Here is a 25,526-nt window from a genome sequence, read left to right on the forward strand (position 1 = left end):
GGGTCACCTCCTTAGGATAATTCGTTAAATGTTAGTAATTTATCTCTGTAGTATTCATATTGTTTTTTTCTCGCGGTAAGCTCCGCCGTAAGCTCCGCCGTAAGCTCCGCCGTAAGCTCCGTGAAATTGTCTAGTATACGGACAATTTCACTCTGTACTGGTAACGGAGGCATTGGAATAACGAATTCTTCTGTTACCTTCAGCGAAATCTGTGGTAACGAACCCATACCAGAAGCCGCACCTCTAAACTGCTGAATATTGTTCTTCATTACATAATATAGATATTTTACTGATATCTTCTCATCCGCTGTATATGCCCACATTTCATTTTTGAAAGTAAATGGTTCTTCATAGTACACTACATCAATAACTCCACGAGATTGAACTAGAACAGCAGGGACCCTTGTAATATTTGCTTTTGGAATGTCTTCTTCAAATGCATTAATTACCGTCTTACCTCCCGCGAAAACTCTAACTTCTCCATCCGGGTTATCTATTTCCTTCATTTTTCCAGCTGTGATAGGAGTACCCTTGAGTCTTGTATATACATCTTTTATTTTACAAAACTCCACTCCATTCGGGCATAACTCCCGAATCAGTTCACCTAATTTGCTCATAATCACACCTCGATTTCTTCAATGATAGTTCGAATGGCTTCACGCAGTTCATCTTCACGCTTGACTATTTCTTCGATTTCCCCATTCAGCTTTACGATGTCAATCTTCTCACGGGTATCCTCTGCCTCCACATAGGTGGATACAGAAAGATTGTAATTGTTGTCCTTAATTTGCTCGTAGGCTGCCAGATGAGAGAAGTGTGCCACTTTCTCACGTTTTGCGAATACATTCACGATACGGTCTATATTCTCCGGAGTCAGCTTATTGTTATTGGTGACCTTTATACATTCAGTAGATGCATCAATGAACAATGTCTTGTTATCATTCTTATTTTTCTTCATTACCATAATGCAGGTGGCAATGGAAGTGCCGAAGAAAAGATTGCCCGGCAATTGGATAATGCAGTCCACAAAGTTATTCTCTATGAGGTACTTACGGATTTTCTGCTCTGCACCGCCACGATACATAATACCAGGAAAACATACGATAGCCGCCGTGCCGTTGGATGCAAGCCATGAAAGGCTGTGCATAATAAATGCCATGTCTGCCCTGCTCTTTGGAGCAAGCACTCCGGCAGGAGCAAAACGCGGGTCATTGATAAGCAGTGGATTTTTGTCACCTTCCCACTTGATAGAGTACGGCGGATTGGAAACAATCAATTCAAAAGGTTCATCATCCCAATGTTTCGGAGATATTAATGTATCTTCACAAGCAATATCGAATTTATCAAAGCCGACATCATGCAAAAACATATTGATACGGCAAAGATTATATGTGGTGATATTGATTTCCTGTCCGTAGAAGCCGTTACGTATTGCATCCTTACCAAGAATTTTTTCAGCCTTGAGAAGAAGCGAGCCAGATCCGCACGCAGGGTCATATACCTTATTGATTTCAGTCTTGCCCACAGTACCAAGACGTGTCAATAATTCTGATACCTCAGCAGGAGTAAAGAATTCACCACCCGATTTACCTGCATTAGACGCATACATGGTCATTAAGTATTCATAGGCATCGCCAAAGGCATCAATGCTGTGGTCCTTGACCTCACCTAAATTCATCTCACCGACACCGTTTAACAGCTTGACCAATTTTTCATTGCGCTTAGCTACGGTAGAACCCAGCTTATTATTGTTTACATCATAATCATCAAACAGTCCGGCAAAATCGCTCTCAGCCTCGCTGCCTTTTGCAGATTCCTCAATGTGACGAAATACGCGCTCTAAGGTTTCGTTCAGGTTTTCATCCTCAGCAGCCCGTTTTCTTACGTTACAAAACAGTTCACTTGGCAAAATAAAAAATCCCTTTTCCTGCACCAAACCTTCTCTGGCTTCTTCTACATCCTCATCGGACATGATAGCAAAGTCAAAGTCTGTATTTCCGGCTTTGATTTCCCCCTCATTGATATAATTACACAAATTTTCGGATATGTATCGGTAAAACATCGTGCCAAGGACATAGTTTTTGAAATCCCATCCATCAACCGCTCCACGCAGTTCATCTGCGATTGCCCATATTGCACGGTGCAGTTCGTCCCGTTCCTGTTCTTTTTTAGTATCAATCATTCTCTTTTCCTCCGTCTTCATCTGGAATAAACTCCAAAATATCATCCACGCTACACTTTAAAAAGTGGCAGTTGTTTTCTTTGCTGTCGAAAGATATGTCTTCAATGCATTTCAGCCATGTGACCATATTTGCAGAGAATACAGCCCCCTGTTGTAGTGATGTGTTTGACATATCTTTTTATCTGTATCATTTCATAACATTCTGCTCTACTCCTTCAACATTGCCAAATAGCTGTCCAGCCTCTCATTCACATATCCAGCAAGTAACTTCCCCATTGCATCCGGCTTATGTTTACCATAATACTCGTCGAAAGCCTTATAATAGGCCACCCGATCCGTAAACTTAATATCAATCGGCGGATATCCAGCCTTCATCAGTTCCAAATTTATGAGCAAACGCCCAGTACGGCCGTTCCCATCAATGAAAGGATGAATTCCCTGAAATTCAATATGAAATTGGGCAAGCCTTGGAATAACATGCTCTGTACTATTCCGGTAACTATCTAGAAGCTGCTCCATTTTTGGCTGAATCAAATACGGTTGTACTGGCTCATGTTTTGCCCCCATGATTCTCACAGGCACTCTCCGATAAACACCACGATCATCTTTTTTATCCATTAATACAAGATAATGAATCTGTTTGATGATATTCTCTGTCAAGGGCACCTGTTCTTTTACCAAGTCCTGGACAAATTCAAAAGCCTCTTTGTGATCAATCGCCTCCATATGATCCTTCAGCGGTTTCTGATCGATGGTTAATCCTCGTAGCACCATATCAGTTTCACGCAGCGTAAGCGTATTACCTTCCATGGCATTGGAATTATAAGTGTACTCAACTATGAACTCCTCCGTCAAGCGTTCTACTTCACCTTCTGTCAATGGTCGCCTGGTATCCAGCTCAGCTTTCTTCGTATCAATCATTGCCAGCAGACTTTCAACCGTTTTGTATCGCCCATCCTCTGGTTTCACCGCATCTGCCGGTATTGCCCAACTGCGTCCTTCACGGGTAACACCTGGGATTTTTCCTTCTGAACAAAGAATTCGCACTCTCCGATCTGAAATTCCCCATTTCTCTGCAGCTTCTTTCACTGTCATAAACATAAATCTGTACCTCGTTTCAAAACTAGTATACGCTCTATTCGGAATAATAGCAATGTAATCGGAATAATATTTTTCCTGTATCGGAACAATATAATTTTCCCTTCCCCTCCTGTTTTACTTTCCCCATCTCAAGTGCTAAAATAAAACCAGAACAAATGACAAAACACCATATCAGCAAGGGAGGTCCTATGGAAACAACAATAACACGTGATGAAGCCTTTAAGCTTCTAAAGAAATATAATAAAGAGCCTTTTCACATCCAGCATGCACTGACAGTCGAAGGTGTCATGAGATGGTATGCCAATGAATTGGGTTACGGACAGGAGGAAGACTATTGGGGGATCACCGGACTTCTTCACGATATTGACTTTGAATTATACCCAGAGGAACACTGCCAAAAGGCCCCGGAACTTTTACGGGAAGGCGGCATAGGGGAAGATATGATACGTTCCGTCTGTTCTCACGGCTATGGGATCTGTTCTGACATCCAGCCGGACCACCAGATGGAGAAAGTCTTATTTGCGGCAGATGAGCTGACCGGCCTGATCGGAGCCGCCGCATTGATGCGCCCTTCTAAAAGTGTCCAGGATATGAAACTTTCCAGCATCCGTAAGAAGTTTAAAGATAAAAAGTTTGCGGCCGGCTGCTCCCGGGATGTAATCTCCCAGGGTGCACAAAATCTGGGCTGGGAGTTAAACGAGCTCTTTGAAAAAACAATTCTGGCCATGCGCTCCTGTGAAGATTCTATTAAACAGGAAATGCAGAAATACGAACAATAGGCGGTGATCATTATGTGTATTAATAAAAAAAGAAAAGCAGATGTACGTCTCCATGCAGGGCCCAGGAATTTCCTATGGAATAAAAGAAGCGCCGGCTGCATGGAGTAAAAGGCGCTTTCATATTCTTAACGGCCTTGTTTCCAAAAACAATACTGTTTAAGGAGTGAGACCAATTATGAATTATAAAAATGCAGCTTCCATTCTTCCCGCATCCCTTTTGGAACAGCTTCAGGACTATGTACAGGGAGGTTATCTGTACATACCTAAAAAAGAAGACCAGCATAAAAAATGGGGTGATAAGACAGGGAGCCGGACCAGGACTTCCCAGCGCAATCAACGTATCCGAAAGGATTATCATTCAGGGATGTCCATAGAAAAACTGTCAGATACATATTTTCTTTCCGTACATACCATTCGAAAGATTGTATACGGCAGATGAATAAGCTGAAAACATCTGAAAAAGCAGTGGATATCTATCACTTGATATTCACTGCTTTTCTGAATGGACGGCTATCTTGAATATACCCAAATAACAAAATATCGTCTCATTCCCTTCCTATGGTAACCTGCCTCATAAGTATACCCACAGGGCACACCGTATTTTATACCCTTCGGGTGCACGCGCTTCGCGCGTTAAGGTATACCCACAGGGCACACCGTATTTCATACCCTTCGGGTGCACGCGCTTCGCGCGTTAAGGTATAAATTGTTTCTGTATGATCTTGGATATTGAAGGCTCTTTCCACTTCTGTTATCTTTTGATACAGGAGGTGTTACTTATGAAACAAAATCAAAACACTGCTTCTTTCGGATTTGCTGATACCAATATTACCCCGGATGGTCCGGTCCAGCTGGTAGGGTTTCCGAGAATTGATAATCAATCCAGAGGAATCCTTCATCCATTAAATGCCCAGATCCTCATCTTCAGATTCCAGGAAGAAACCATGTGCCTGGCAGCTGTGGACAGCCTGGGCTTTACCGTGGAGCTGACTATGAAGTTAAGAAAAGAGATCGCCAGCGTTCTCAATATTTCAACAGATAAGATCATGGTATGTTTTTCCCATACCCATTCTGCACCTAATGCAGCGGAGGAACCCGCTTACTTTACCTTTGTATGTGATCAGATATGTGTTGCGGCAAAAGAGGCAGAGAAACAGATGAGGCCATTTCATGTGGCTTGGGGGATCGGGGATCATTTGATCGGCATCAACCGAAGATCAGACACATCCGCTGTAGAACCCCGGCTTGGGATTTTAAAACTGGAGGATCCGGACGAGAAACCGGCACTGCTTCTTCTCAGAGTGTCAGCCCATGCCAATGTGCTCACTAGCGACAACTACAAGATTTCTTCTGATTATTTTGGCCTTACAAGGCAGAAGCTTTCCAACACTTTTGGCTGCCCTGTTATGATGGTCCAAGGGGCATCTGGGAATCTCCGTCCAAGATTTCAGCAGGAAAATGCAGATTTTATGGAGATACAGGGTGTGGATGCTTTAGAAAAGCCTTACACTGACACTGAAAAACAGAAATATTTTCAGCAAAGTCTAGATGCATTGGAGAACATGGCAGACTCTGTCCTAGCTTCTGTTGTTCCTATTTGGAAAAAATTAAAGACAGAGCCGGTCCACAGACTTGCAATGTTTTCTGTAATTCATCCCTTTGCAGCTGATGTCCCATCATTGAAGCGGGCAGAGGAAATCGCAGAGGAAGCCGAAACTGAAGCTGGTATAGACGGAAATGGATGGCTTATGGAAGTCCGCAAACTTCGGGAAAAGAAAGTATTTACGCAGACAGCAGACATTGAATTTCAATATTTTATGTTAAATGACGGCTGTTTCTGCGGTGTTGCCAATGAGATCATGTGCGAGATTTCACTGGACGTGTGGCAGAAATCCGAGGATTCGCTCTTTTTTCTCAACGGCTACACCAACGGGATCGACAGCTATCTGCCCACTGCAGAAGAGTATGACAAAGGCGGCTATGAGGTTCTCTGGTCTAACCTGATCTACTATCCGTATCATGGCAGAGTCATGGCGCTGAACCGGGACTCTGCCGGACAGTTGGCTTCCTTTGCCGTATCTGACCGCAGTCATTTTCTGGGCATGAACCCTTAGCCCTACCCCTTCTGTTTTTTAGATTTCTTCAGAGTCTTCCAGGAGCGGATATGGTTATTTTCCACAAAAGGACTTAGTTCCAGCTGATACTGGGTTCCGGCCTTTCCTGCCGTATGTCTGAGTTCTTTTAAAATCATATCTTCCTTTTTCTGGAGTGAAATAGGAACACAAAGGTCTGCCGTAATCAGGGTATGTTCTCCTGCCCTGATAAAACGGCAGTTTATAAGCTCCAGCAGCGGATGGATCTCCCCTGCTTTTTCATTCAGGTCATTTCTTAGTTGTTTTATTTCGTTGGACTCTTCTGCTGCAATTCCTGCCTGAACCGTACAGCTGCAGTTGTACTTCTGCTCAAGCATCAAAGAAAGTTCCAGGGCTTTTGTAAAAATACCGCTGTCCTTACCCAATATTTTGACGGAAACGATGTAGTGCTTAAGGCCGTAGTCATGGATGTTTAGTCCATAAAAACATGCAACGCCCTCCTGCTTTGATATGATATCCTCAACCTCCTGTAAAATACTGCCCTCTGGCTGTGTTCCGATCACTTTTTCTACGATCTCTGTAAAACTTTTCAATCCATTGGCCAGGATGAGGACTGCAACCCCTATGCCGCACCACCCGTCAATGTTCCACTCAGTGAACCTTGTGACGAAAGCAGAAATGAGGACTGCCCCTGTCGCAAAGGCATCTGATAAAGAGTCCTTAGACATGGCTTTTAATGTCTCTGACTCCATGGCAAGACCAGCCCTTTTTTGATAAAAGTACATCCATATCTTTACTGCCACAGAGAGAAACAATACGAAAAAAACGACGGTTTGATAATCCGATTGCTGTCCCCTGTATAAAGCTGAGACCGAAGTTTTTAACAATTCAAATCCTATGGTGATCACGGAGGCTGACGCCAGCATTCCAAGGAGCCACTCCAGCCTGCCGTGTCCGTATGGATGGTGTTTCCCCGCGCCGCAGCCTGCCGCCCAGAGGCCGAACATGGTCACGGCCGTTGTTCCCGCATCCGTTAAGTTGTTCCACCCGTCCGCCGTCACGGTCACGGAATGGCTGACAGCTCCCGCCGTGAATTTTAGGATGCTCAGAAAAAGATTTAAGACAATACCCAATACAGTCAACTGGAAAAGGCTGGCGCTTTTTTTATCCTTTTTCATGTATACACTCCTCCCCGGAACCAGGTGCCCTCTTCTTTGAGCTGATCCCAAGTATTTCGTTCATGTTCCAGGCAAACCATAGAGTCACCAGGGCCGCACATACATCAGCCGCCGGCTGGGCCCAGACGATTCCTGAAAGTCCAAACAGCCTCGGAAGCACAAGGATCAGCGGGAAGAAAAAGATTCCCTGTCTTCCCAGACTTAAGATACTTCCTGCTCCGCTTTTTCCGACGGAGAGATAGAGAGACGCATACACCATCTGGAATCCGAAGGTCAGCAGTAAGACTGCATTAAAACGCAGAGCCCGGCCGCCCAGCAGGATCATCTGCGGATCAGTGCCAAATAGTCCAATCAGCTGTTTGGACAAGGGGAAGCAGACGGCCGACATGAGAACACAAAAGCTGGTGGACCAGAGACAGCAGAGTTTTACCGCCTCTTTCAGCCGGTCATACTGTCCGGCTCCGAAATTAAATCCCGCAAATGGCTGGAATCCTTTCATAAAACCAAACACCACGTAGATCCCAACGGTCATGATCCTGCTGACTGCGCCCATGGCAGCCACCGCGTAATCCCCGTATGCTTTTGCCGCAGTATTAGTCAGTCCCAATGCGATACTGGCAAAGAGCTGGAATACCAGTACAGGAATCCCTATTTTTAATATCTCACAGTAGATGGCTTTGCTGGGTGTCATGTTCCTGAAAGACAGGTGCAGAAGCCCTTTTCCTTTCATCAGGTAAATCACGTACATGAAGGAATTGACGCACAGGGAGATCACCGTAGCCGCCGCTGCTCCCCGGATGCCCATATGTAATCCATAGATGAGCAGCGGATCCAAAATAACATTGAGGATACTTCCGGTCATCATCGCTGCCATTGTAAACCGGGTTGCTCCTTGGGCTGTCAAAAGATTGTTCATTGTAACATTAAATATATTGAGGATCGATCCGGTCACATAGATGAGAGCATATTCCCTGGCATAGGGCAGAATGGTCTGTGTAGCGCCAAGTGCGGATAATACCGGTGTCAAAAAGATCAGAATCCCGGCGATGACAGCACCTCCCGTCAACAGTCCGGTAAACAGAGCCGTGGAGGCCGTCCGGTCAGCCAGCTCATACTCTTTTGCCCCAAGCAGCCTGGATATATAGGACGATGCTCCTGCCCCGAACATCATTCCAAGTCCGATCACCAGCTGGACAATCGGGAAGACCACAGAGACAGCGCCCATCTGGCTGGTACCCAGTCCTCCGACAAAATAGGCATCCACGGCGTTGTAAAGGGCAGAGATCAGCATTCCAATCATGGTCGGGATTCCAAGTTTTAACAGCGCCTTTGCCACCGTCTCCTCCCCCAGAAGATGATTGTTTTTCTTCGCTTCTTTCATTTTTCTTACCTCCAAATTTTTATTTATCTGAACGGTTCCAAAGACCGTACAAATCCTACTCAGTTCAATATTGAATATATATTCAATATTGTTCAATAAAAAAAGGAACCGGTTTAAAAACCAATTCCCTGTAAATACATTTTTGATATCTTGTTTAGTAGTTTCATGGCCCACTCCTCGCTTTCATAGTGGTATGCGATCTGCAATAGTGCATCTAAAAAATTGTTGGCTATGATGTGTACAAACACTGGATCGTAATGCCTGCACAGATCCCGGTGCGAGTTCAGATGGCCCTCGATCTCACAGACCAGGTTTTCCTTTTCACACTCATATTTTGTCTTAGTGCTTTTATCCATCATAATGATGAATTCCTTATGGTGCCTGAAAAGACTTCTGATACAGTCCTCTTCCATCTGGCTCAGATACTGGTAATTCTGATGGTCCGATGATCCGCTGCCTTTCATGACCCGCTTCCAGTCAAAATGCACCGGGCGTAGGACTTCATCAAACAATGCCTCTTTATTTTTATAATAAGAATAAATAAGACCGGCCGGTATCCCGGCTCTGTCAGCGATACTGCGCATGGTCGCCTGGACATATCCATTTTCATAAAACTCCTCCAGGGCCGCATGGAGAATCCCCTGCCGGATCTCTTCTTTTAAAACTTGTGCCATCATTCCTCCTAATATTGAACTGTAATTCAATATTATAATAGTTCTAATTCTTTGTCAATATTTTTAACTCATTGACAGCCTATGCCCTAATAGTTATAATTAGAACTGTTATAAAAATAACTTTTAACAGAAAGGACTGATTTTCATGCAGAATCATGTTTTGACCTATGCAAACCATTTTAAGCATTTGTATCGGCAGACATTCCAGCCTTTGTCGGATCAGTACGAACTTTCGCAGCTGGAAATTGATGTCTTGCTTTTTCTAAAAAATAATCCAATGCATAATACTGCCAAGGATATCTCCATCATGAGGGGCTTTGCCAAATCCAATGTCTCGAAGGCCGTGGAATCTCTCAGAATGCAGAAGTATCTCACTTCTTCTCCTGACCCTGTAAACCGGAAGGTGCACCGGCTGATCCTATCTGCTGATATGAAAGACCGGATTAATGCCCTGGCTGGCTGTCAGGAACAATGCTTTGCACTTTTGCTGGATGGTTTTTCTAAGGCAGAACGGGAAAAACTCCAGGAGTTTTTCAGCAGGATCGATGATAATATCACAAAGTCACTGAAAGAAAAAAAATAACAAGTATGAGGTAACGATTATGTTATATAAATTTATCATTTGTTTTTTGGCAGGAATCGGCGCGGGGCTGGGCACAGGTTTTGCCGGTATGAGCGCAGCTGCTGTCATCAGTCCCATGCTCATAGCCTTTCTCGGAATGAATCCTTACATGGCAGTGGGCATTGCCCTGGCAAGCGATGTGTGTGCCAGCGCTGTATCTGCCTATACCTATGGCAAACATAAGAACCTGGATATTAAAAACGGATTGGTCATGATGGCCTCCGTGCTATGCTTTACTTTAGTTGGGAGCTATATTTCAAGCCTTGTACCAAGCACAGCCATGGGCGGTTTTTCTACTTTCATGACCTTGCTGCTTGGAATTAAGTTCCTCGTCCGCCCGGTCATGACCACAAAAAGCAGCATGGAATCTGTGAACGCAAAAAAGAGATTCCTTCAGTCTGTCATCTGCGGTGCTGTTGTGGGATTTATCTGCGGTTTCGTCGGTGCAGGCGGAGGTATGATGATGCTTCTTCTGCTGACCAGTGTCCTGGGATATGAGCTGAAGACTGCCGTAGGCACCAGCGTCTTCATCATGACTTTTACCGCGCTGACTGGCTCTTTAAGTCATTTTGCCATCGGAGGACGTCCGGATATGTTAAGCCTGATATTCTGTGTATTAAGTACCTTCCTCTGGGCCAGGGTCGCAGCCAAATTTGCCAACAAAGCTTCCGCCATTGTATTAAACCGTGCCACCGGAGCAGTTCTCACAGTACTTGGACTGGCTATTGTTGCTGTGAATTATTTTTAGAACGTCTAGTCATCATTCGGAAGATGCTGAAAGAACTGTACCACAAACGGAACGGTGATCACAAATGTCAGAAAATCCGCCACGGTCTGGGATACTTCCACTCCGGTGAGCCCCAACAAACGGGGCAGCAAAAAGATCACCGGGATAAAGCAGATTCCGCTTCTTAACATTGCCAAAAAGGAAGCGGTCCCATTTTTTCCGATGCTCTGAAACATCATGTTGGCACATACTGCCATTGGCTGCAGAAACAATGTGAGAAGCTGGGCTCTCAACGCAAAGGTCCCGATTTCAATGACAGCGGGATCATTCCGGAACCAGCCTACTAGCTGTGAGGATAGGAAAAAGCCTATGACCGCAAGGCTGCCGAGACATAACTCCCCCGCCCCCAGTGTAAACCGGAACGCTTTCCGTACTCTGGAATATTTTTTTGCTCCAAAGTTAAAAGCTGAAACTGGCTGGAATCCCTGTCCGATGCCAAGGCCCACGGCAAATAGAAAAAAGCAGATCCGGTTGACGATCGCCATAGCGGCTACGGCTGCATCACCATAAATGCCAGCCTGTCCATTCAGTACCATCGTTGAAATGCTGGTCAGTCCCTGACGGATCAAGCTTGGAAATCCGGTTTTGATGATGGAAGAAAAAACTTGGCGGTCCCTGGAGAAAAACCGGACAGACAGCCTGCTCTGAGTCTTCTTTCCGAAAAATATACTAAACAGAATCAAAAAGCTCACCACCTGGGACACTGCCGTTGAAATTCCGGCTCCCAGGATCCCCATATGAAATTTTGTCATTAGTACCCAGTCTCCAAAAATATTCAGAAAACCTCCGGCTGTCAGACCAATCATAGCCAAGGATGCCTTTCCCTCATACCGCAGAATATTGTTTAGAACAAAGCTGCTGGTCATCAAGGGCGCGGAAATAAGGATACAGGCGGCATAGGTTCTGGCAAAGGGAAGGATCGTATCCGTACTGCCAAGCAGGCGCATCAAAGGATCCAGAAAGATAAGCCCAAAAAGGCCCAAAAGAATTCCTAAAAGGATAGACCAGATAAAGCTTGTGGATGCAAAGGACGACGCACTCTCCGTATCTTTTGCTCCCAGTTTTCTTGAAATATTGCTTCCTGCTCCGTGTCCCAGCATGAAACCCACTGCCTGGATAATGGACATGAGGCCAAAGACAATGCCCACCGCGCCGCTGGCACTGGTTCCGATCTTTCCAACAAAATAGGTATCTGCCATATTATAAATGTTCGTCACCAGCATACTGATGATGGTTGGGATCCCCAGGGATATGACCAGTCTGGAAACCGGGGTCTCCGTCATCTTCTTATAATGTTCTAACGCCTTGTCTTCCACTGCTTTCACCTTCTTTTCCAATCGAATCGATAAACTGCTCCACCATAAATAGAAAACTATCCTCCGGGCCGATCTCCAGGCGGTTCATATATCCAGTCATTTCGAGGGAAATAAAGCCATGAAGCATACTTCTGAAAGCCCGTTCAAAATGAATGATAGGTTCCTTCTCCTTTACCTTCTCAGAGATCACCCTGATGATAGGTGCTACGATCCGTTTCAGTGCATTTTTTAATTCTTCATCCTCCGACATTTGAAGACCTATGACTGCCTGATATAATTCAGGATTGTTTTTGGCATAATCCCGGTACCAGAGTGCCATTTTTTTTAATGCCTGCTCCATACTTCTCCCTCTTGAGGCTTCTGTCAGGCCTTTTTCCATCTCATGTATCCCATACAGGCCGACGGCTTTTTGAATCTCGTTGATCCCTCTTATGTGGTTATACAACGAGGAAGGCTGTACCTGTAGCTCAGCGGCCAGCTCCCTAAGAGAAAAATTGTTGAATCCCTTTTGTTCTACCAATTTGATAGCAGTTTTCATAATACTTTCATAAGATAAACTTCTTCTGCTCATATAAATCCTCCACCACGCTCAAACAAACACTGTTCGTTTATATTCTAATATGAACAGTGTTCGTTTGTCAAATTCTTGCGAATAAATGCTAGGATATTATAAGTACTTCCAAGAGAGGGCTTTTTTTATTTGTTTCTTCTGTCTATTCACCAAATATGGAAAACAGGGAAATTTTATAGGGATGATGAGTACACTTCTGTAAACGGAAAAGAAAAGACTTTACAAGATACTTATGATAAAATGTGACTAATAGCTATGAAATATTATCGCTTGAACAACAAAATCCAAAATGAATGACTTCTCTTGAAAGAACTTTCTGATGAAGAATGTTTTAAAAGAAATGAATCTTGGAATCAAGGTTATCCGGTATTCACCAGAAAACAATCATAATTTGTTGCTTCATAGTAAGATAAAGCCTTGTATATTCCGTTTATAGTTAATGAAAAGGAGTGGGAGAAAATTAGAATTTGTGTTTTAAAAAGTAATATAAAAACTTTATGAACTTCATTTATTAAGTATTAAGGAGAAACTTAGGATGTATAAAACTTTAAATTCAGTATTAAAAAAACCCCCGCTTTACACAAAGACACAAATTCCATTTTGGGACGATGAACATATATCCAGCCAAATGCTTAAGGCTCATCTTGCCCCTGACTTTGAGGGAGCAAGCAGAAAATTGCAGTTTATCGAAAAATCCGTACGATGGATAGAAGAACTTGTACCTGCCACCAGTTATCATCAACTGATTGATTTTGGGTGTGGCCCTGGCATCTATGCCGAAAAATTCACGCAGGCTGGCTATAAAGTAACAGGTATTGATTTGTCTCGACGCTCCATACAGTATGCCATAGAATCAGCGGAAAAGAAGAACATGGATATTTGTTATCTCTGTCACGACTATCTAAAGATGGATTTAGGCAAAACTTTTGATTTTGCATCTATGATTTATTGTGATTATGGAGCGTTGTCAACAAATGACAGAAAAATTTTAATGCAAACGGTATATCAGCATCTTAGAAAAGGTGGTAAATTCTTACTGGATGTTTTTTCAACTTTTAAATATGAAGAGTTTAACGAAATACAAACTTGGGATGTCTGTGAAAATGGTGGATTTTGGAGCCTGGAACCGTATATTTGCTTTAACGGGTGTTATAAGTATTCAGGCAAAGTTACTTTGGAGCATACTGCTCTTGTTTCTGGAGATATTATCCGCAATTTTTATCTTTGGAATACCTATTTTTCGCCGAGAACTCTGAAACAAGAAGCTACAGACGCAGGTTTTAAGGTTATTGACCTATATGGTGACGTAGCTGGATGTACCTATCATAACGGAAGTCCTACAATTGCAATACTGTTAGAAAAATAAATTGAGTTAGGACAAATTAGTTTGATGGAGGTATGGTATGACAACAGTAAATATTATTTGCTTTGCTATTTATTTTTTAGTTGCACTGCTCATGATAAGTATCGGGGTATCCCAATTAAAAAGTCAGGAACCTGTAGGCTTTTATTCAGGTGAGAAACCACCCAATAAAGATGAATTAACAGATGTTATTTCATGGAATAAAAAGCACGGAACAATGTGGGTATTGTATGGAATCATCATCATGATTTCCTATTTTATTGGAGCGATGATTGGTGATTCCGCTTGGAGTGTTGTACCAATGTGTGGAGGTCTTTTGATTCCAGTAGTTTTCATGATTCTGTATCACAACAAATTAAAAAAGAAATATCTGCGGTAAACTCTAAAAAAGTAAACTGTACAATCAATCATTATATCTGTTTTTTCTAGACATTGTTGTCTAGTCACCCAAAACGGCATTTTCTCGCTTCGTGTCGTGTTATGGATAAGAAAACAGTGCTATTCTGTGAGTGAAAGGAGGAGTGCAGCATGAATCAACAAAAGGTCGGAGGTTTCCTCAAACAACTTCGGAAGGAAAAACAACTCACACAGGAACAGTTGGCAGAACAATTAAATGTATCTGGAAGAACCGTCTCAAGATGGGAAACTGGTGTTTCCCAAACAAAAAGATATTAAGAAACAGCCCATGTTTACCTGCTTGCAAACAAAAGAATATTGCTACTAGACTAAGAGATACTACATAAGTGTGTTGGTATCTCTTTTTTGTTGCCGTGAAACAGCAGACTATTTCATTTCTGCTTGATTACCTTAAAACTTATTAGTCTATGGTTTGTCAAGGGCTTGTTGCGTGAGAAATGCTGAATATCACCCTTTACAAAACATAGGCTGATAAGTAACTTTTCAAAAGCAGAAAAGAAATGGCAATGCTTATAACAATATGATATAATGCAGATGAAGACAAAAAAGGAATTTGTCGAGCTGGTTAGTTCGAGATAATTTTGAGTTTGTTAAGATGTGGTGCACTTGATGGAATCACAGGTACGACATCATATTATGGAGGATGAAATAGATGATAGGTTTGATTGTTGCGAGGTCAAAGAATAATGTTATAGGCAAGAATGGTAATATACCATGGAAAATAAAGGGAGAACAAAAGCAATTTAGAGAGTTAACAACGGGTAATGTGGTTATTATGGGGCGAAAGTCTTATGAAGAAATCGGTCATCCGTTGCCTAATAGAATGAATATTGTTGTTTCCACCACAACAGAGTATCAAGGAGATAATTTAGTTTCAGTTAAATCATTAGAAGATGCATTATTATTGGCTAAAGGACGAGATGTATACATATCTGGTGGATATGGACTATTTAAGGAAGCTTTGCAAATAGTAGATAAAATGTATATCACAGAAGTAGATTTAAATATTGAAGATGGAGATACATTCTTTCCAGAATTTGATATCAATGATTTTGAAGTTTTGATAGGGGAAACACTTGGTGAGGAAGTGAAATATACGAGAACATTTTATGTAAGGAAAAAATGAATTGAGTAAATTTTGGATTTAGGGTGTTTTCATAAATATATTGCTTTTTATGCATATATAAATTGTTGTAAGACAAATTCCAGTTGAACCAAATCGCTGCGCGATGGCCTGCCAAGGCTGTGGCGCAGCGATTTGGTTCAATTGGTAAAAATCGGTGTGCAGTCCAGAGGAATGGGCAGATACATTCTAAATGTAGTCTGCTTTTTCCTCTGTCCTGACGCCGATTGTTTACGAAATAATTTGTATGGGGCGATAAAATCAGAATTTGAGAGAGTATTGAATATGAATAAGGAATGGTCTGAACTTAATAAAACAATGCAGGCACAAATAAAAAAGAAAGATACTTATAAGAGGGGTATTGATACTTTACTTACTTTACGAAGTCAGTTAATACAAACCTTAGTATCTTTCAAAGAAGAATTATGCAGAGAAGATTTTAACTCAATCCCCTTCATAAACGCTGATGGTTATCATAGTAAGACGATTGCTTATTCTATTTGGCATATTTTCCGCATTGAAGATATAGTTGTGCATACAGTGATAAATGAAGATGAACAAGTATTTTTTGCAGGCAATTATCAAGAGCGTATCAATTCACCTATCATTACAACAGGAAATGAACTCATGAAACAGCAGATTGCAGACTTTTCAAAACAGCTTAATCTGGAAGAATTATATTTATATATTTTCGAAGTATGGGAAAGCACTGAGAAAATGCTTGAACGGTTATCTTATGATGAATTGAAAAGAAAAATACCGAAAGAAAGAAAAGGATACTTAGAATCGTTGAATGTAGTAAACGACAATGAAAAAGCAATTTGGCTGATTGATTATTGGTGTAATAAAGATATTTGTGGACTAATTCAAATGCCGTTTTCAAGACATTGGATTATGCACACAGAAGCCTGTTTGCGTATAAAGAACAAGATACATTCATAGGCAAAAATTTCAGTTTGTAGAACTAAGGAAATTGGAATTTAAGGAGGAATAAAGTATGGTTAGTGATTTTATAAGAGCAGCATTTCCATGGATTTTAATGGGTTTATTTGTAGCAATCAGTTGTTCCCTTATGAGTAAAAAAGAGAAATAAATTCCTGTTTGTATTTATAAAAGAGAAAAAATGAGAAAAGTAGTTTTATTTATTGCCATGAGCCTTGACGGATATATTGCGGACGGTAATGGTGGAGTAGCTTGGCTAAATGGTCATGGAAATGACAATGAAAACATCGACACTTATACAGAATTTACCAAAGATATAGATACTGTCTTAATGGGGTGGAATACTTCTCATCAGGTTGTTACTGAACTTTCTCCGCAAGAATGGGTATATAATAAATTTACAACTTATGTATTAACACATAAAGAGTGCAATTCTTCCCAACAAATTCATTTTACAAGTGAAAATCCTGTTTTATTATTGGAACGGCTAAAACAAGAAGCAGGAAAGGATATTTGGATTTGTGGCGGAGCAAATCTTGTTCAGCAGTTGGTAAGCAAAAATATGATTGATAAATATTACATTTCTGTTATTCCTACTCTGTTAGGAAATGGGGTTCGTCTTTTGGGCAACATAGACAGGGAAATAAAGTTAAGGCTTTGTAAAACACAGACTTATAACGGAATAACCGATTTGATTTATATGCGTAGATAACTAGAGAGAAACAGAAAAGCTGTTAAACCGACGGAGCGATCCGACCACGTTGGCGGGAAAATCCTTAAGATTTTTCCGCCATGCTTGCAAGGGGGCGGTTCGCTTCGGCGGTTCGGCGAGCTTGCGAGCCGTTCAAAGCCCCCGTTATCTAACAAGGGGGGCACAAAAAACAAGAGTCAATATACATTAACAAGCGGAAAACGCTGTATTTACAAGGCGAAACTGCATTTTACATGGTGTGATATAAATTATGCCATTATCACTTGGGAAAATTGAACAAGACATAGGAAAGACAGTTGATTTCAAACGAGAAATTGATTGTCTTTTTCTTTTGCAGAAATTTAAGTATAGGCAATTATCAAATACGGTAGTTGCTTTTTTGATTGGAGGAATTTTAGAATGAATGATAAAAACTTTATTGAAGAACTAAGACAAAAGCGTGAGGAATACGGAGTAACACAAACAAGGCTTGCTGTTGCCTGTGGTATCAGCCGTGAATATTACAACCGCATTGAAAAAGGGAAACAGCCATTGAATGACGAATTAAGAGAAGTCATAGAAAAACAGATTGAGCGTTTCAATCCGCAAGAACCACTATTCTTATTGATTGATTACTTTCGTGTCCGCTTTCCTACTACGGACGCATTGGCGATTATCCGTGATGTATTACAACTGAAATCTGATTATATGCTTTATGAAGATTATGGAAAATACGGATATGAAAGCAAATATGTACTTGGCGACATCAATATCATGTGTTCCATGCAGGAGCATTTAGGTGTTTTATTGGAACTGAAAGGCAAAGGCTGTCGGCAAATGGAATGTTATCTGCTGGCACAGGAACGCTCATGGTATGACTTCATGCTGGATTGTATGACGGCTGGTGGTGTGATGAAACGGCTTGATTTGGCTATCAATGACCGAGCAGGAATATTGGATATTCCAAAGTTAAAGGAAAAATACAAAGCTGGCGAATGTGTTTCCTATTTTCGTATGCAGAAAGATTACAGCGGTACAGAAAAATGCGGTAGCGATTTACCAAAGAATACAGGAGAAACCTTATATCTCGGTTCAACAAGTAGCGAATTATATATGTGTGCTTATCAGAAAAATTATGAGCAGTATGTCAAGAATGGCACAGAAATTGAAGATACGGAGATTAAGAACCGTTTTGAAATACGCATGAAGAATGAACGAGCCTATTATGCGGTTGTAGATTTACTGACCTATCGGGACGCTGAACGCACCGCTTTTTCTATCATCAATCATTATGTCCGCTTTGTTGACAGAGAGGACGACAAGCCAAAAAGTCAATGGATAACAAATGATGATTGGGCATGGTTTGTAGGGGAAAACAGAGAGCCGATACGCTTAACCACAAAGCCAGAGCCTTACACTTTACAAAAAGCGTTGCATTGGCTACAAAGACAAGTTGCACCAACAATAAAAATGGTACAGGCATTAGACAGAGAAAATCATACAACGATACTGAAAGATATGATTGAGCAGGCAGAACTTAAAGACAAGCATAAACATTTATTACAATTAGAGAAATCAACCATAGAAGAACGTATAGATACCGCTGTTCCACAAGAGAATGACGGTATTTTTTAATGTAATTGAAAAATTTCAGATTTAGTCAGCAAAGAGCTGTTTTCATTCCCTATGTGAAGTGAAAGAAGAAAAATAAATTTTTTATTAAATCTGCAACAAAACGGCTACTTGCGTACAGATATGGTGCGAGAAAAGGAAATCTAAACTTTTTTTGAAAATAGGTCATTAAATCGGGGCTTGCTGTCCCTATATGAAGTGAAAGAAGAAAAAAGTTTTGAAAAAATGACGGAAATTCGTGATTAGTGGACAGTGTTCTATGAAAAGAAGAAAAGCATCATCATTTTGTATTCAAACAGGCATTAGCAGTTGAGTGTTGATGTGAAAAGAGGAAAATACTTTATTCTAAACTTAACAATTTAAGGTTTCCGTTCCCTATATGGTGCAAAGAAAATATTTCATTCTATTGTTGGCAGTAACGGTATGGTTTGGGTAGTTAGGGTGTGAAAAGAAAAATAATCTTTTTTCGTCATTAACTTAGCAAAATGACAATGTCTATCCCTATATGGTGCAAGAAAAGAAGTTAAAATTTTTCCATTTCAACTTAGCAAATGGACGTTTGCTGTACAGATAGTAGTGAAAAAGGAGAAAATCAACCGTTGATTGCCAAAATGAACCGTTCCATTTGTACTAATAACGGAAAAAGTTTTGGATTTTGGTTACGTTTCCCCTCTTTTCCAACGCGGTATATAGGAAAGATGATTTTCTTCTTTCGTGTTCTTTGACAACTGAATAAAGCAATTCAATACGTTTGACAGACAGCGAGCCGTTGAAACAAATACGCCACGACCTTTCCCCTGCAAGAGCGAGCGAAAACCTATTTGTGTTCTTATAAAAGATTTGTCCTCTTTTATCGCCATGACCTGTACTGTCAGATAATGATACTCCCGTACAGCCACAGCTTGAGCGTTCAGAGCGTCGCACGCAATGGGTACGGCTACATAAGAACTATGCAGAGGTGGAACTCCTGTGGGCTATGACAAAAGCCGTTGAATTGCTTAGAAAGATTTTACAGAAAGGGGGTATGTGTTATTGATAATGCTGTAAAAACAATTCAAAAGAAAAATGGCAAGTGTGGCATTGGCAACAGAGGAAAGACAAAGATTGTAGTAAAAGAGCATTTTTCCGAAAAGGGCAAAACAATGGAAGAACTTCTAACTGATGTCATGCTGGAAAAAGCAAAGCAGACAATCGCATAAAATCAGTGCAGTTGTAAGAAATAGATTGAATGACAAAAAGTACCCGTGTTATACTTTACTTGCAAGCAGGTATTGTAAACACGGGTTAGTTATAAAGGAGGATAACTGACAATGAAACAACAGATTTACAATACTGCACTTTATCTTAGGTTAAGCCGAGATGATGAATTACAGGGCGAAAGTTCCAGCATTACCACACAGAGAAGTATGTTGCGTTTATATGCAAAAGAACATCATTTGAATGTCATTGATGAATATATTGATGACGGCTGGTCGGGAACAAATTTTGACAGACCGAGTTTTCAAAGAATGATTGAGGATATAGAGGCAGGAAAAATCAACTGTGTTGTAACGAAAGACCTTTCCCGTCTTGGCAGAAATTATATTATGACAGGACAATATACAGAATTGTATTTCCCTAGTCATAATGTCCGCTACATAGCGATTGATGACGGTGTAGACAGCGAAAAAGGCGAAAGTGAGATTGCACCATTTAAGAACATCATCAATGAATGGGTGGCAAGAGATACAAGCCGTAAAGTCAAATCAGCATTTAAGACAAAGTTTGCGGAGGGGGCTCATTACAGTGCTTATGCTCCGTTAGGATATAAGAAACACCCTGACATCAAAGGAAAACTGTTGATTGATGATGAAACAAAATGGATTATTGAAAAAATCTTTTCCCTAGCCTATCAAGGTTACGGAAGTGCAAAAATCACAAAGCAGTTAAGAGCAGAAAAAGTTCCGACAGCGTCATGGCTAAATTTTACAAGATACGGTACTTTTGCACATATCTTTGAGGGAAAACCCGAAAGTAAGCGTTATGAGTGGACGATTGCTCATGTCAAGGCGATATTGAAAAGTGAGGTTTATATCGGAAACAGTGTTCACAATATGCAGTCTACGGTATCGTTCAAGAGTAAAAAGAAAGTGCGTAAACCCGAAAGTGAATGGTTTCGAGTAGAAAACACTCACGAGCCGATTATTGACAAGGAAGTGTTCTATCGTGTGCAGGAGCAGATAAAATCAAGACGCAGACAGACAAAGGAAAAGGCAACGCCGATTTTTGCAGGGCTTGTCAAGTGTGCGGATTGTGGCTGGTCTATGAGATTTGGAACGAATAAGGCAAATAAAACGCCTTACAGTTATTATGCTTGCAGTTACTACGGGCAGTTTGGCAAAGGTAATTGTTCTATGCACTACATTCGTTATGATGTGCTGTATCAAGCCGTATTGGAACGCTTGCAGTATTGGGCTAAGGCAGTACAGCAGGACGAAGAAAAGGTATTGAACAAGATACAGAAAGTCGGCAATGCAGAGCGAATACGGGAAAAGAAGAAAAAGGCAAGTACATTGAAGAAAGCCGAGAACAGACAAAATGAGATTGACCGTTTATTTGCGAAAATGTATGAAGATAGAGCCTGTGAGAAGATAACAGAGCGAAATTTTGTGATGTTGTCCAGCAAGTACCAAAAAGAACAGATAGAACTGGAACAGCAGATAACAAGCCTAAGAGAAGAACTAAGTAAAATGGAACAGGATATGATAGGTGCTGAAAAGTGGATTGAGTTAATCAAGGAATATTCCGTACCAAAGGAACTGACAGCACCATTATTAAATGCCATGATAGAAAAAATCCTCATACATGAAGCAACAACGAATGAGGATAACGAAAGAATACAGGAAATTGAGATATATTACCGATTTATCGGAAAAGTTGAGTAATCAACAAGAGTAATATTTTTAACTAAGGGAAACCGGAAATAATATGCCGGAGATCAGTCTGCTGGTTGAAATCGCTGAGTTTTATGATGTGAGTATTCCAGAGATTATTGACGGAGAAAGGAAAAGCGAGAAAATGAAGGAAGAGTCAAAAGAAGTTGCAATGTCGTTATCTGATTATGCGTTAAAAGAAAAGGAAAACCTTATAAAAAACATACGTATACAAAGTATATTCGGAGTAGCCGCTTTAGCAGTCTATTTTGTTATTGATACTGCCGGAGCAGCGATGCCATCATATGCCTGGATTGGGCTTTTGTCAAACTACTGTCATACACTGATCTTTGTTACGCCAGTTATGATATTACTATATACCACAGGACTATTGAAAACGACGGAAAATCGAAGAATTCAGAGTACAGCGCCAAAGAGTATCTTAATACTACTGGCCATCGTGGCTGCCACAGTGGTAAGTTGTTTTATCAAGTTTATTTCGTCACTTTTATTTTAAGGGTTCAAACGATCCCTGTCTGCCGGCATGATATGCCCATCACTCTATTTCTCCATCATATACAGCATCGCATTTACAATGCAGGCCGCAATATTGCTCCCGCCTTTTCTTCCCCGGGCAACAATATAAGGGACTCCAGCCTCCATGATCAGTTCCTTGGACTGTACCACATTGACAAATCCCACTGGCACCCCGATAACCAGATGGGGATCCAGTTTTCCCTCTCTGATGAGCTCATACAGTCTGACCAATGCCGTAGGGGCGTTCCCAACTGCAAATATAAACCTCTCTCCCATGGAAGCCGCCTTATCCATGCTGGCCACCGCTCTTGTGGTCCCATCTTCCTTTGCTTTTACAGCCACGTCCTCATCTGCCATAAAGCAGTGCACAGATCCACCGTACTTAAGAAGCTTCTTTTTGTTGATTCCTGCTCTGCCCATCTGTGTATCTGTCACAATCGAGGCGCCGTCTCTGATGGCCTCCAGCGCTTTCTCAACCGCGTGTTCGGAAAAACAGAGATTTTGGGCATAGTCAAAATCCGCACTGGTATGGATACAGCGCTTTACAATCGGCTCCGTGCCTGGAATCAGGGAAACATCCCCCAGTTCCTCTGTAATAATCTCAAAACTTCTCGCCTCGATCTGTGCAGGCTTCACATTTTCCAGCTCAATCTTCATCAATCCTCCGCCCCTTCGTTAAGAATCTCATAAATCTTATCCATATCCAGATGTTTTCTCAGTTCCTCCGCCAAATGATCATACTGGCTCTCTTTCATCTGCCCAAAGTCCGTCACCGGTATCTCTGACAGATCGATCCCTTTCTTTTCTCCGATGGCCCGGACGACTTTCTCTGCCGTATCACCCACATCAAAAATTCCATGGAGATAGGTACCGTAAACATTTCCTTCCCAGGTCCCGCACAGCTTTGTGATCCCATTGACCTTATCCTCAAAGAATGTAAGCGGCTTGGCTTCTCCGTGCTGGATGGAATTCCCCATATGGATCTCGTAGCCTTCAATTGGTGCACCTGAGAGCAAAGAAAGATCTCCCTCCAGGGCAAGAAAACTTCCCTTGACCCTGCTCCTTGTCTTTGTTCTGGAAAATATAGTGTCAATGGGCAGTAGTCCCATTCCCTTGACCATTCCTCCCGTCTCCACATGGCATGGGTCGGACAGGACCTCCCCCAGCATCTGATACCCGCCGCAGATACCGAAAATGATCGTACCCTGGCCGGCCTTACGGAGGATCATATCTTCTAATCCGGATTGGCGTAGCCATAAAAGGTCCTCGATGGTATTCTTACTGCCGGGAAGCAGGATCATATCTGGGTTTCCCAGATCCCTGGGCTTTTTGACATAGCGCAGAGACACATGTGGAATCAGCTCAAAGACATTAAAATCCGTAAAGTTTGAGATCCTCGGAAGCCGGATCACGGCGATATCCACCAGACCTTTTTCCGTCACCTTTTCAAACCGTTCCGTCAGGCTGTCCTCGTCTTCGATGTCGATGTCCATGTAAGGAGTTACACCTACCACTGGGATCTGTGCCTTCTCTTCCAGCATGGTTACACCTGGGTCCAGGATGGTTTTATCTCCCCGGAATTTATTGATGACAAGTCCTTTGATCCTCTTCTGCTCTTCTTTGGTCAGAAGCATAACCGTCCCGATCAGCTGGGCAAAGACACCTCCCCGGTCGATGTCCCCCACTAAGAGCACCGGTGCCTTGGCAAGCTTCGCCATGCCCATGTTGACGATATCGTCCTGTTTTAAATTGATCTCCGCTGGGCTTCCTGCCCCTTCAATGACAACAATATCGTTTTCCCGGCTTACATCATCAAAGGCTTTTTGTATTTCTGGGATCAAAGTCTTTTTATACGCAAAATAATCCCTGGCACTCATATTTCCCAGGACCTTGCCGTTTACGATCACCTGAGAGCCAGTGTCACTGGATGGCTTTAACAGGATTGGATTCATGGATACCGAAGGTTCGATTCCTGCCGCTTCTGCCTGCATGACCTGTGCCCGTCCCATTTCCAGCCCGTCTTTTGTTATGTAAGAATTCAGCGCCATGTTCTGGGATTTAAACGGCGCCGCTTTGTATCCATCCTGTTTGAAGATTCTTAAAAGGCCTGCAGTGAGAAGGCTCTTTCCTACATTTGACATGGTTCCCTGAATCATAATCGTCTTTGCCATGATGTTTCTCCTTTCGTAAACGTCTGAAGCAACTGGATCAGCTGTTTATTTTCCTCTCGCGTACGGACCGCGATGCGAAACCACCCTCTGGAAAGTCCCTGGTAGTTGCTGCAGTCCCTGATCAGAATCCCTTCTCTCAAACAGATGTCATAAAAATCCTCCGGTCCCTTAAAAAACAAATAATTGGCCCGGGAGCCATACACCTGGAATCCGGCACTTGTCAGCGCATTTCTCAAAAGGCTTTTTTGTTCCTCCACAAAACGGACAGAAGCCTCCACATAAGCCGTTTCCAAAAGCGCCGCTGTCCCTGCGGCCTGTGCCGGGGCCGATACTCTCCATGGCTGGGTGACTTCCTCTATTTTTTCAAGGACCCCGGCATCTGAACACATTCCATATCCAAGACGGATGCCTGCCATAGCATAACGTTTTGTAAAGGCCTTGAGCAAAAACAGGTTTGAATATTCTCCCAACAGACCAGACAATTCATAGTCTCTGCCATCCGGCACAAAATCCAAAAAGCACTCATCCACCGCCGCAAGTACGTGATTTTTTCTGCATCTTTCCAGCAGCTTTATCAGAAGCTCTCTCTGGATCAGTTCCCCGGTAGGATTGTTTGGGTTGCATAAAAACACCATATCTAACGAGTCCGTGATCTGTGAGAGGATCCCGCCTGTTACCCGGAAGCCTTCCTTCTCTTTCAGGTAAACATAGTCTATCTCACAGCCCACGCTGGAAAGCGCCTGTTCGTATTCCGCAAACGTAGGAGCCAGTACCAGAGCGCGTTTGGGCTTGACTGCCAGCGCCAGGGCAAAGATCAGATCAGCCGCGCCGTTTCCGCAGATCAGCCAGGATTCCGGGACCTGCTCATAGGCAGATAAGGCTTCCTTTAACCTCTGGCACCGGACGTCCGGATAATGCTCCACATGGTCTGCCGACTGCCTTACCGCCTCCCTGACGCTCTTTGGCGTACCAAGGGGATTCACGTTCGCGGAAAAATCGATCACATCCCTGTGCTGGTAAATATCTCCCCCGTGTTTATGATTTTTCATGCCCA

26 protein-coding genes and 1 pseudogene are annotated in these 25,526 nt (G+C 42.2%); 15 read left to right on the forward strand and 12 right to left on the reverse strand.

Annotation, left to right across the window (positions count from 1 at the left end):
• Positions 1-11 precede the first annotated feature (11 nt).
• Genes AR1Y2_RS09350 through AR1Y2_RS09365 form a run of 4 tightly spaced genes read right to left on the reverse strand, consistent with a single transcriptional unit; the run spans position 12 to position 3,283 of the window.
• Positions 12-617, reverse strand: a complete 606-nt coding sequence (locus AR1Y2_RS09350; protein ID WP_137328724.1) for a restriction endonuclease subunit S — start codon at positions 615-617, stop codon at positions 12-14.
• Between the two features lie 2 nt (positions 618-619).
• The gene (locus AR1Y2_RS09355) at positions 620-2,182 is read right to left on the reverse strand and encodes a type I restriction-modification system subunit M (protein WP_137328725.1); all 1,563 of its coding nucleotides are present in this window, start codon (positions 2,180-2,182) and stop codon (positions 620-622) included.
• Positions 2,175-2,354, reverse strand: a complete 180-nt coding sequence (locus AR1Y2_RS09360) for a helix-turn-helix domain-containing protein (protein ID WP_137328726.1) — start codon at positions 2,352-2,354, stop codon at positions 2,175-2,177. Before AR1Y2_RS09360 ends, AR1Y2_RS09355 begins: the two co-directional genes overlap by 8 nt.
• Before the next feature lie 35 nt (positions 2,355-2,389).
• Positions 2,390-3,283: a Fic family protein gene (locus AR1Y2_RS09365; protein ID WP_137328727.1), complete on the reverse strand. Its 894-nt coding sequence runs from the start codon at positions 3,281-3,283 to the stop codon at positions 2,390-2,392.
• A 188-nt stretch (positions 3,284-3,471) separates the two neighbouring features.
• On the opposite strand from AR1Y2_RS09365, the gene AR1Y2_RS09370 reads away from it, so the two are divergent.
• From AR1Y2_RS09370 to AR1Y2_RS09380, 3 genes are all read left to right on the forward strand, one after another.
• The gene (locus AR1Y2_RS09370; protein WP_137328728.1) at positions 3,472-4,062 is read left to right on the forward strand and encodes a hydrolase; all 591 of its coding nucleotides are present in this window, start codon (positions 3,472-3,474) and stop codon (positions 4,060-4,062) included.
• A 175-nt stretch (positions 4,063-4,237) separates the two neighbouring features.
• Complete coding sequence (locus AR1Y2_RS09375) at positions 4,238-4,501, forward strand: CD3324 family protein (RefSeq protein ID WP_137328729.1); 264 nt, start codon at positions 4,238-4,240, stop codon at positions 4,499-4,501.
• A gap of 340 nt (positions 4,502-4,841) precedes the next feature.
• The gene (locus AR1Y2_RS09380) at positions 4,842-6,176 is read left to right on the forward strand and encodes a hypothetical protein (protein WP_137328730.1); all 1,335 of its coding nucleotides are present in this window, start codon (positions 4,842-4,844) and stop codon (positions 6,174-6,176) included.
• A gap of 2 nt (positions 6,177-6,178) precedes the next feature.
• On the opposite strand, the gene AR1Y2_RS09385 is transcribed toward AR1Y2_RS09380, so the two are convergent.
• From AR1Y2_RS09385 to AR1Y2_RS09395, 3 genes are all read right to left on the reverse strand, one after another.
• Complete coding sequence (locus AR1Y2_RS09385; RefSeq protein ID WP_137328731.1) at positions 6,179-7,333, reverse strand: cation diffusion facilitator family transporter; 1,155 nt, start codon at positions 7,331-7,333, stop codon at positions 6,179-6,181.
• Positions 7,320-8,714, reverse strand: coding sequence for an MATE family efflux transporter (locus AR1Y2_RS09390; protein ID WP_137328732.1), 1,395 nt, complete (start codon positions 8,712-8,714; stop codon positions 7,320-7,322). The genes AR1Y2_RS09385 and AR1Y2_RS09390 overlap by 14 nt, the downstream gene beginning before the upstream one ends.
• 113 nt (positions 8,715-8,827) lie before the next feature.
• Positions 8,828-9,391, reverse strand: coding sequence for a TetR/AcrR family transcriptional regulator (locus AR1Y2_RS09395; protein ID WP_243118718.1), 564 nt, complete (start codon positions 9,389-9,391; stop codon positions 8,828-8,830).
• Positions 9,392-9,533: 142 nt separating this feature from the next.
• Here AR1Y2_RS09395 and AR1Y2_RS09400 point away from each other — a divergent pair, with 142 nt between their 5' ends.
• Together AR1Y2_RS09400 and AR1Y2_RS09405 are read left to right on the forward strand one after the other, a co-directional pair.
• Complete coding sequence (locus AR1Y2_RS09400) at positions 9,534-9,971, forward strand: MarR family winged helix-turn-helix transcriptional regulator (RefSeq protein ID WP_137328734.1); 438 nt, start codon at positions 9,534-9,536, stop codon at positions 9,969-9,971.
• A 19-nt stretch (positions 9,972-9,990) separates the two neighbouring features.
• Positions 9,991-10,758 (forward strand): sulfite exporter TauE/SafE family protein, encoded by a 768-nt coding sequence (locus AR1Y2_RS09405; protein ID WP_024727625.1) that lies wholly within the window; start codon positions 9,991-9,993, stop codon positions 10,756-10,758.
• Positions 10,759-10,763: 5 nt separating this feature from the next.
• Here the strand turns inward: AR1Y2_RS09405 and AR1Y2_RS09410 are convergent, their stop codons facing one another.
• Together AR1Y2_RS09410 and AR1Y2_RS09415 are read right to left on the reverse strand one after the other, a co-directional pair.
• Positions 10,764-12,122: an MATE family efflux transporter gene (locus AR1Y2_RS09410; RefSeq protein WP_330554724.1), complete on the reverse strand. Its 1,359-nt coding sequence runs from the start codon at positions 12,120-12,122 to the stop codon at positions 10,764-10,766.
• A complete protein-coding gene (locus tag AR1Y2_RS09415; protein ID WP_137328735.1) occupies positions 12,085-12,684 on the reverse strand; it encodes a TetR/AcrR family transcriptional regulator in 600 nt (199 codons plus the stop codon). Before AR1Y2_RS09415 ends, AR1Y2_RS09410 begins: the two co-directional genes overlap by 38 nt.
• A gap of 535 nt (positions 12,685-13,219) precedes the next feature.
• Between AR1Y2_RS09415 and AR1Y2_RS09420 the strand changes: the two genes are divergently transcribed.
• The 10 genes and pseudogenes from AR1Y2_RS09420 (at position 13,220) to AR1Y2_RS09470 (ending at position 22,281) form a co-directional block, all read left to right on the forward strand.
• Positions 13,220-14,050, forward strand: a complete 831-nt coding sequence (locus tag AR1Y2_RS09420) for a class I SAM-dependent methyltransferase (protein ID WP_137328736.1) — start codon at positions 13,220-13,222, stop codon at positions 14,048-14,050.
• A 37-nt stretch (positions 14,051-14,087) separates the two neighbouring features.
• Complete coding sequence (locus tag AR1Y2_RS09425; RefSeq protein WP_137328737.1) at positions 14,088-14,426, forward strand: hypothetical protein; 339 nt, start codon at positions 14,088-14,090, stop codon at positions 14,424-14,426.
• 149 nt (positions 14,427-14,575) lie between these two features.
• The gene (locus tag AR1Y2_RS09430) at positions 14,576-14,722 is read left to right on the forward strand and encodes a helix-turn-helix domain-containing protein (protein ID WP_456298060.1); all 147 of its coding nucleotides are present in this window, start codon (positions 14,576-14,578) and stop codon (positions 14,720-14,722) included.
• 394 nt (positions 14,723-15,116) lie between these two features.
• A pseudogene (dfrF, locus tag AR1Y2_RS09435) lies at positions 15,117-15,612 on the forward strand (trimethoprim-resistant dihydrofolate reductase DfrF).
• A 260-nt stretch (positions 15,613-15,872) separates the two neighbouring features.
• Complete coding sequence (locus tag AR1Y2_RS09440; protein ID WP_002303420.1) at positions 15,873-16,529, forward strand: hypothetical protein; 657 nt, start codon at positions 15,873-15,875, stop codon at positions 16,527-16,529.
• A gap of 181 nt (positions 16,530-16,710) precedes the next feature.
• Entirely contained in the window at positions 16,711-17,241 is a 531-nt protein-coding gene (locus AR1Y2_RS09445) for a dihydrofolate reductase family protein (RefSeq protein WP_002303421.1), read from the forward strand.
• Positions 17,242-17,640: 399 nt separating this feature from the next.
• Positions 17,641-18,855, forward strand: a complete 1,215-nt coding sequence (locus AR1Y2_RS09450) for an XRE family transcriptional regulator (RefSeq protein WP_009243662.1) — start codon at positions 17,641-17,643, stop codon at positions 18,853-18,855.
• 986 nt (positions 18,856-19,841) lie between these two features.
• Positions 19,842-20,051, forward strand: coding sequence for a hypothetical protein (locus tag AR1Y2_RS09460; RefSeq protein WP_002303258.1), 210 nt, complete (start codon positions 19,842-19,844; stop codon positions 20,049-20,051).
• A gap of 111 nt (positions 20,052-20,162) precedes the next feature.
• The gene (locus AR1Y2_RS09465) at positions 20,163-21,776 is read left to right on the forward strand and encodes a recombinase family protein (protein WP_009243663.1); all 1,614 of its coding nucleotides are present in this window, start codon (positions 20,163-20,165) and stop codon (positions 21,774-21,776) included.
• 43 nt (positions 21,777-21,819) lie between these two features.
• A complete protein-coding gene (locus tag AR1Y2_RS09470) occupies positions 21,820-22,281 on the forward strand; it encodes an XRE family transcriptional regulator (protein WP_137328738.1) in 462 nt (153 codons plus the stop codon).
• A 44-nt stretch (positions 22,282-22,325) separates the two neighbouring features.
• Here the strand turns inward: AR1Y2_RS09470 and AR1Y2_RS09475 are convergent, their stop codons facing one another.
• The 3 genes from AR1Y2_RS09475 to cobD are packed head-to-tail and all read right to left on the reverse strand — an operon-like array spanning position 22,326 to position 25,521.
• Positions 22,326-22,958, reverse strand: a complete 633-nt coding sequence (locus AR1Y2_RS09475) for a precorrin-8X methylmutase (protein ID WP_137328739.1) — start codon at positions 22,956-22,958, stop codon at positions 22,326-22,328.
• Entirely contained in the window at positions 22,958-24,472 is a 1,515-nt protein-coding gene (locus tag AR1Y2_RS09480; protein WP_137328740.1) for a cobyric acid synthase, read from the reverse strand. Before AR1Y2_RS09480 ends, AR1Y2_RS09475 begins: the two co-directional genes overlap by 1 nt.
• Positions 24,454-25,521, reverse strand: a complete 1,068-nt coding sequence (cobD, locus tag AR1Y2_RS09485) for a threonine-phosphate decarboxylase CobD (RefSeq protein ID WP_137328741.1) — start codon at positions 25,519-25,521, stop codon at positions 24,454-24,456. The genes AR1Y2_RS09480 and cobD overlap by 19 nt, the downstream gene beginning before the upstream one ends.
• Between the last annotated feature and the right edge of the window lie 5 nt (positions 25,522-25,526).

This window comes from Anaerostipes rhamnosivorans (assembly GCF_005280655.1).
GTDB lineage: Bacteria > Bacillota > Clostridia > Lachnospirales > Lachnospiraceae > Anaerostipes > Anaerostipes rhamnosivorans.

Bases quoted from the DNA above. Each gene is read 5' to 3' on its own strand.
- AR1Y2_RS09420 (WP_137328736.1), top strand. From the start codon at position 13,220: ATGTATAAAACTTTAAATTCAGTATTAAAAAAACCCCCGCTTTACACA.
- AR1Y2_RS09390 (WP_137328732.1), bottom strand. From the start codon at position 8,714: ATGAAAGAAGCGAAGAAAAACAATCATCTTCTGGGGGAGGAGACGGTG.
- AR1Y2_RS09375 (WP_137328729.1), top strand. From the start codon at position 4,238: ATGAATTATAAAAATGCAGCTTCCATTCTTCCCGCATCCCTTTTGGAA.
- AR1Y2_RS09480 (WP_137328740.1), bottom strand. From the start codon at position 24,472: ATGGCAAAGACGATTATGATTCAGGGAACCATGTCAAATGTAGGAAAG.
- AR1Y2_RS09415 (WP_137328735.1), bottom strand. From the start codon at position 12,684: ATGAGCAGAAGAAGTTTATCTTATGAAAGTATTATGAAAACTGCTATC.
- AR1Y2_RS09350 (WP_137328724.1), bottom strand. From the start codon at position 617: ATGAGCAAATTAGGTGAACTGATTCGGGAGTTATGCCCGAATGGAGTG.
- AR1Y2_RS09425 (WP_137328737.1), top strand. From the start codon at position 14,088: ATGACAACAGTAAATATTATTTGCTTTGCTATTTATTTTTTAGTTGCA.
- AR1Y2_RS09385 (WP_137328731.1), bottom strand. From the start codon at position 7,333: ATGAAAAAGGATAAAAAAAGCGCCAGCCTTTTCCAGTTGACTGTATTG.
- AR1Y2_RS09440 (WP_002303420.1), top strand. From the start codon at position 15,873: ATGAATAAGGAATGGTCTGAACTTAATAAAACAATGCAGGCACAAATA.
- AR1Y2_RS09400 (WP_137328734.1), top strand. From the start codon at position 9,534: ATGCAGAATCATGTTTTGACCTATGCAAACCATTTTAAGCATTTGTAT.
- AR1Y2_RS09450 (WP_009243662.1), top strand. From the start codon at position 17,641: ATGAATGATAAAAACTTTATTGAAGAACTAAGACAAAAGCGTGAGGAA.
- AR1Y2_RS09395 (WP_243118718.1), bottom strand. From the start codon at position 9,391: ATGATGGCACAAGTTTTAAAAGAAGAGATCCGGCAGGGGATTCTCCAT.
- AR1Y2_RS09380 (WP_137328730.1), top strand. From the start codon at position 4,842: ATGAAACAAAATCAAAACACTGCTTCTTTCGGATTTGCTGATACCAAT.
- AR1Y2_RS09475 (WP_137328739.1), bottom strand. From the start codon at position 22,958: ATGAAGATTGAGCTGGAAAATGTGAAGCCTGCACAGATCGAGGCGAGA.
- AR1Y2_RS09470 (WP_137328738.1), top strand. From the start codon at position 21,820: ATGCCGGAGATCAGTCTGCTGGTTGAAATCGCTGAGTTTTATGATGTG.
- AR1Y2_RS09430 (WP_456298060.1), top strand. From the start codon at position 14,576: ATGAATCAACAAAAGGTCGGAGGTTTCCTCAAACAACTTCGGAAGGAA.
- AR1Y2_RS09445 (WP_002303421.1), top strand. From the start codon at position 16,711: ATGAGAAAAGTAGTTTTATTTATTGCCATGAGCCTTGACGGATATATT.
- AR1Y2_RS09405 (WP_024727625.1), top strand. From the start codon at position 9,991: ATGTTATATAAATTTATCATTTGTTTTTTGGCAGGAATCGGCGCGGGG.
- cobD (WP_137328741.1), bottom strand. From the start codon at position 25,521: ATGAAAAATCATAAACACGGGGGAGATATTTACCAGCACAGGGATGTG.
- AR1Y2_RS09365 (WP_137328727.1), bottom strand. From the start codon at position 3,283: ATGTTTATGACAGTGAAAGAAGCTGCAGAGAAATGGGGAATTTCAGAT.
- AR1Y2_RS09370 (WP_137328728.1), top strand. From the start codon at position 3,472: ATGGAAACAACAATAACACGTGATGAAGCCTTTAAGCTTCTAAAGAAA.
- AR1Y2_RS09465 (WP_009243663.1), top strand. From the start codon at position 20,163: ATGAAACAACAGATTTACAATACTGCACTTTATCTTAGGTTAAGCCGA.
- AR1Y2_RS09360 (WP_137328726.1), bottom strand. From the start codon at position 2,354: ATGTCAAACACATCACTACAACAGGGGGCTGTATTCTCTGCAAATATG.
- AR1Y2_RS09355 (WP_137328725.1), bottom strand. From the start codon at position 2,182: ATGATTGATACTAAAAAAGAACAGGAACGGGACGAACTGCACCGTGCA.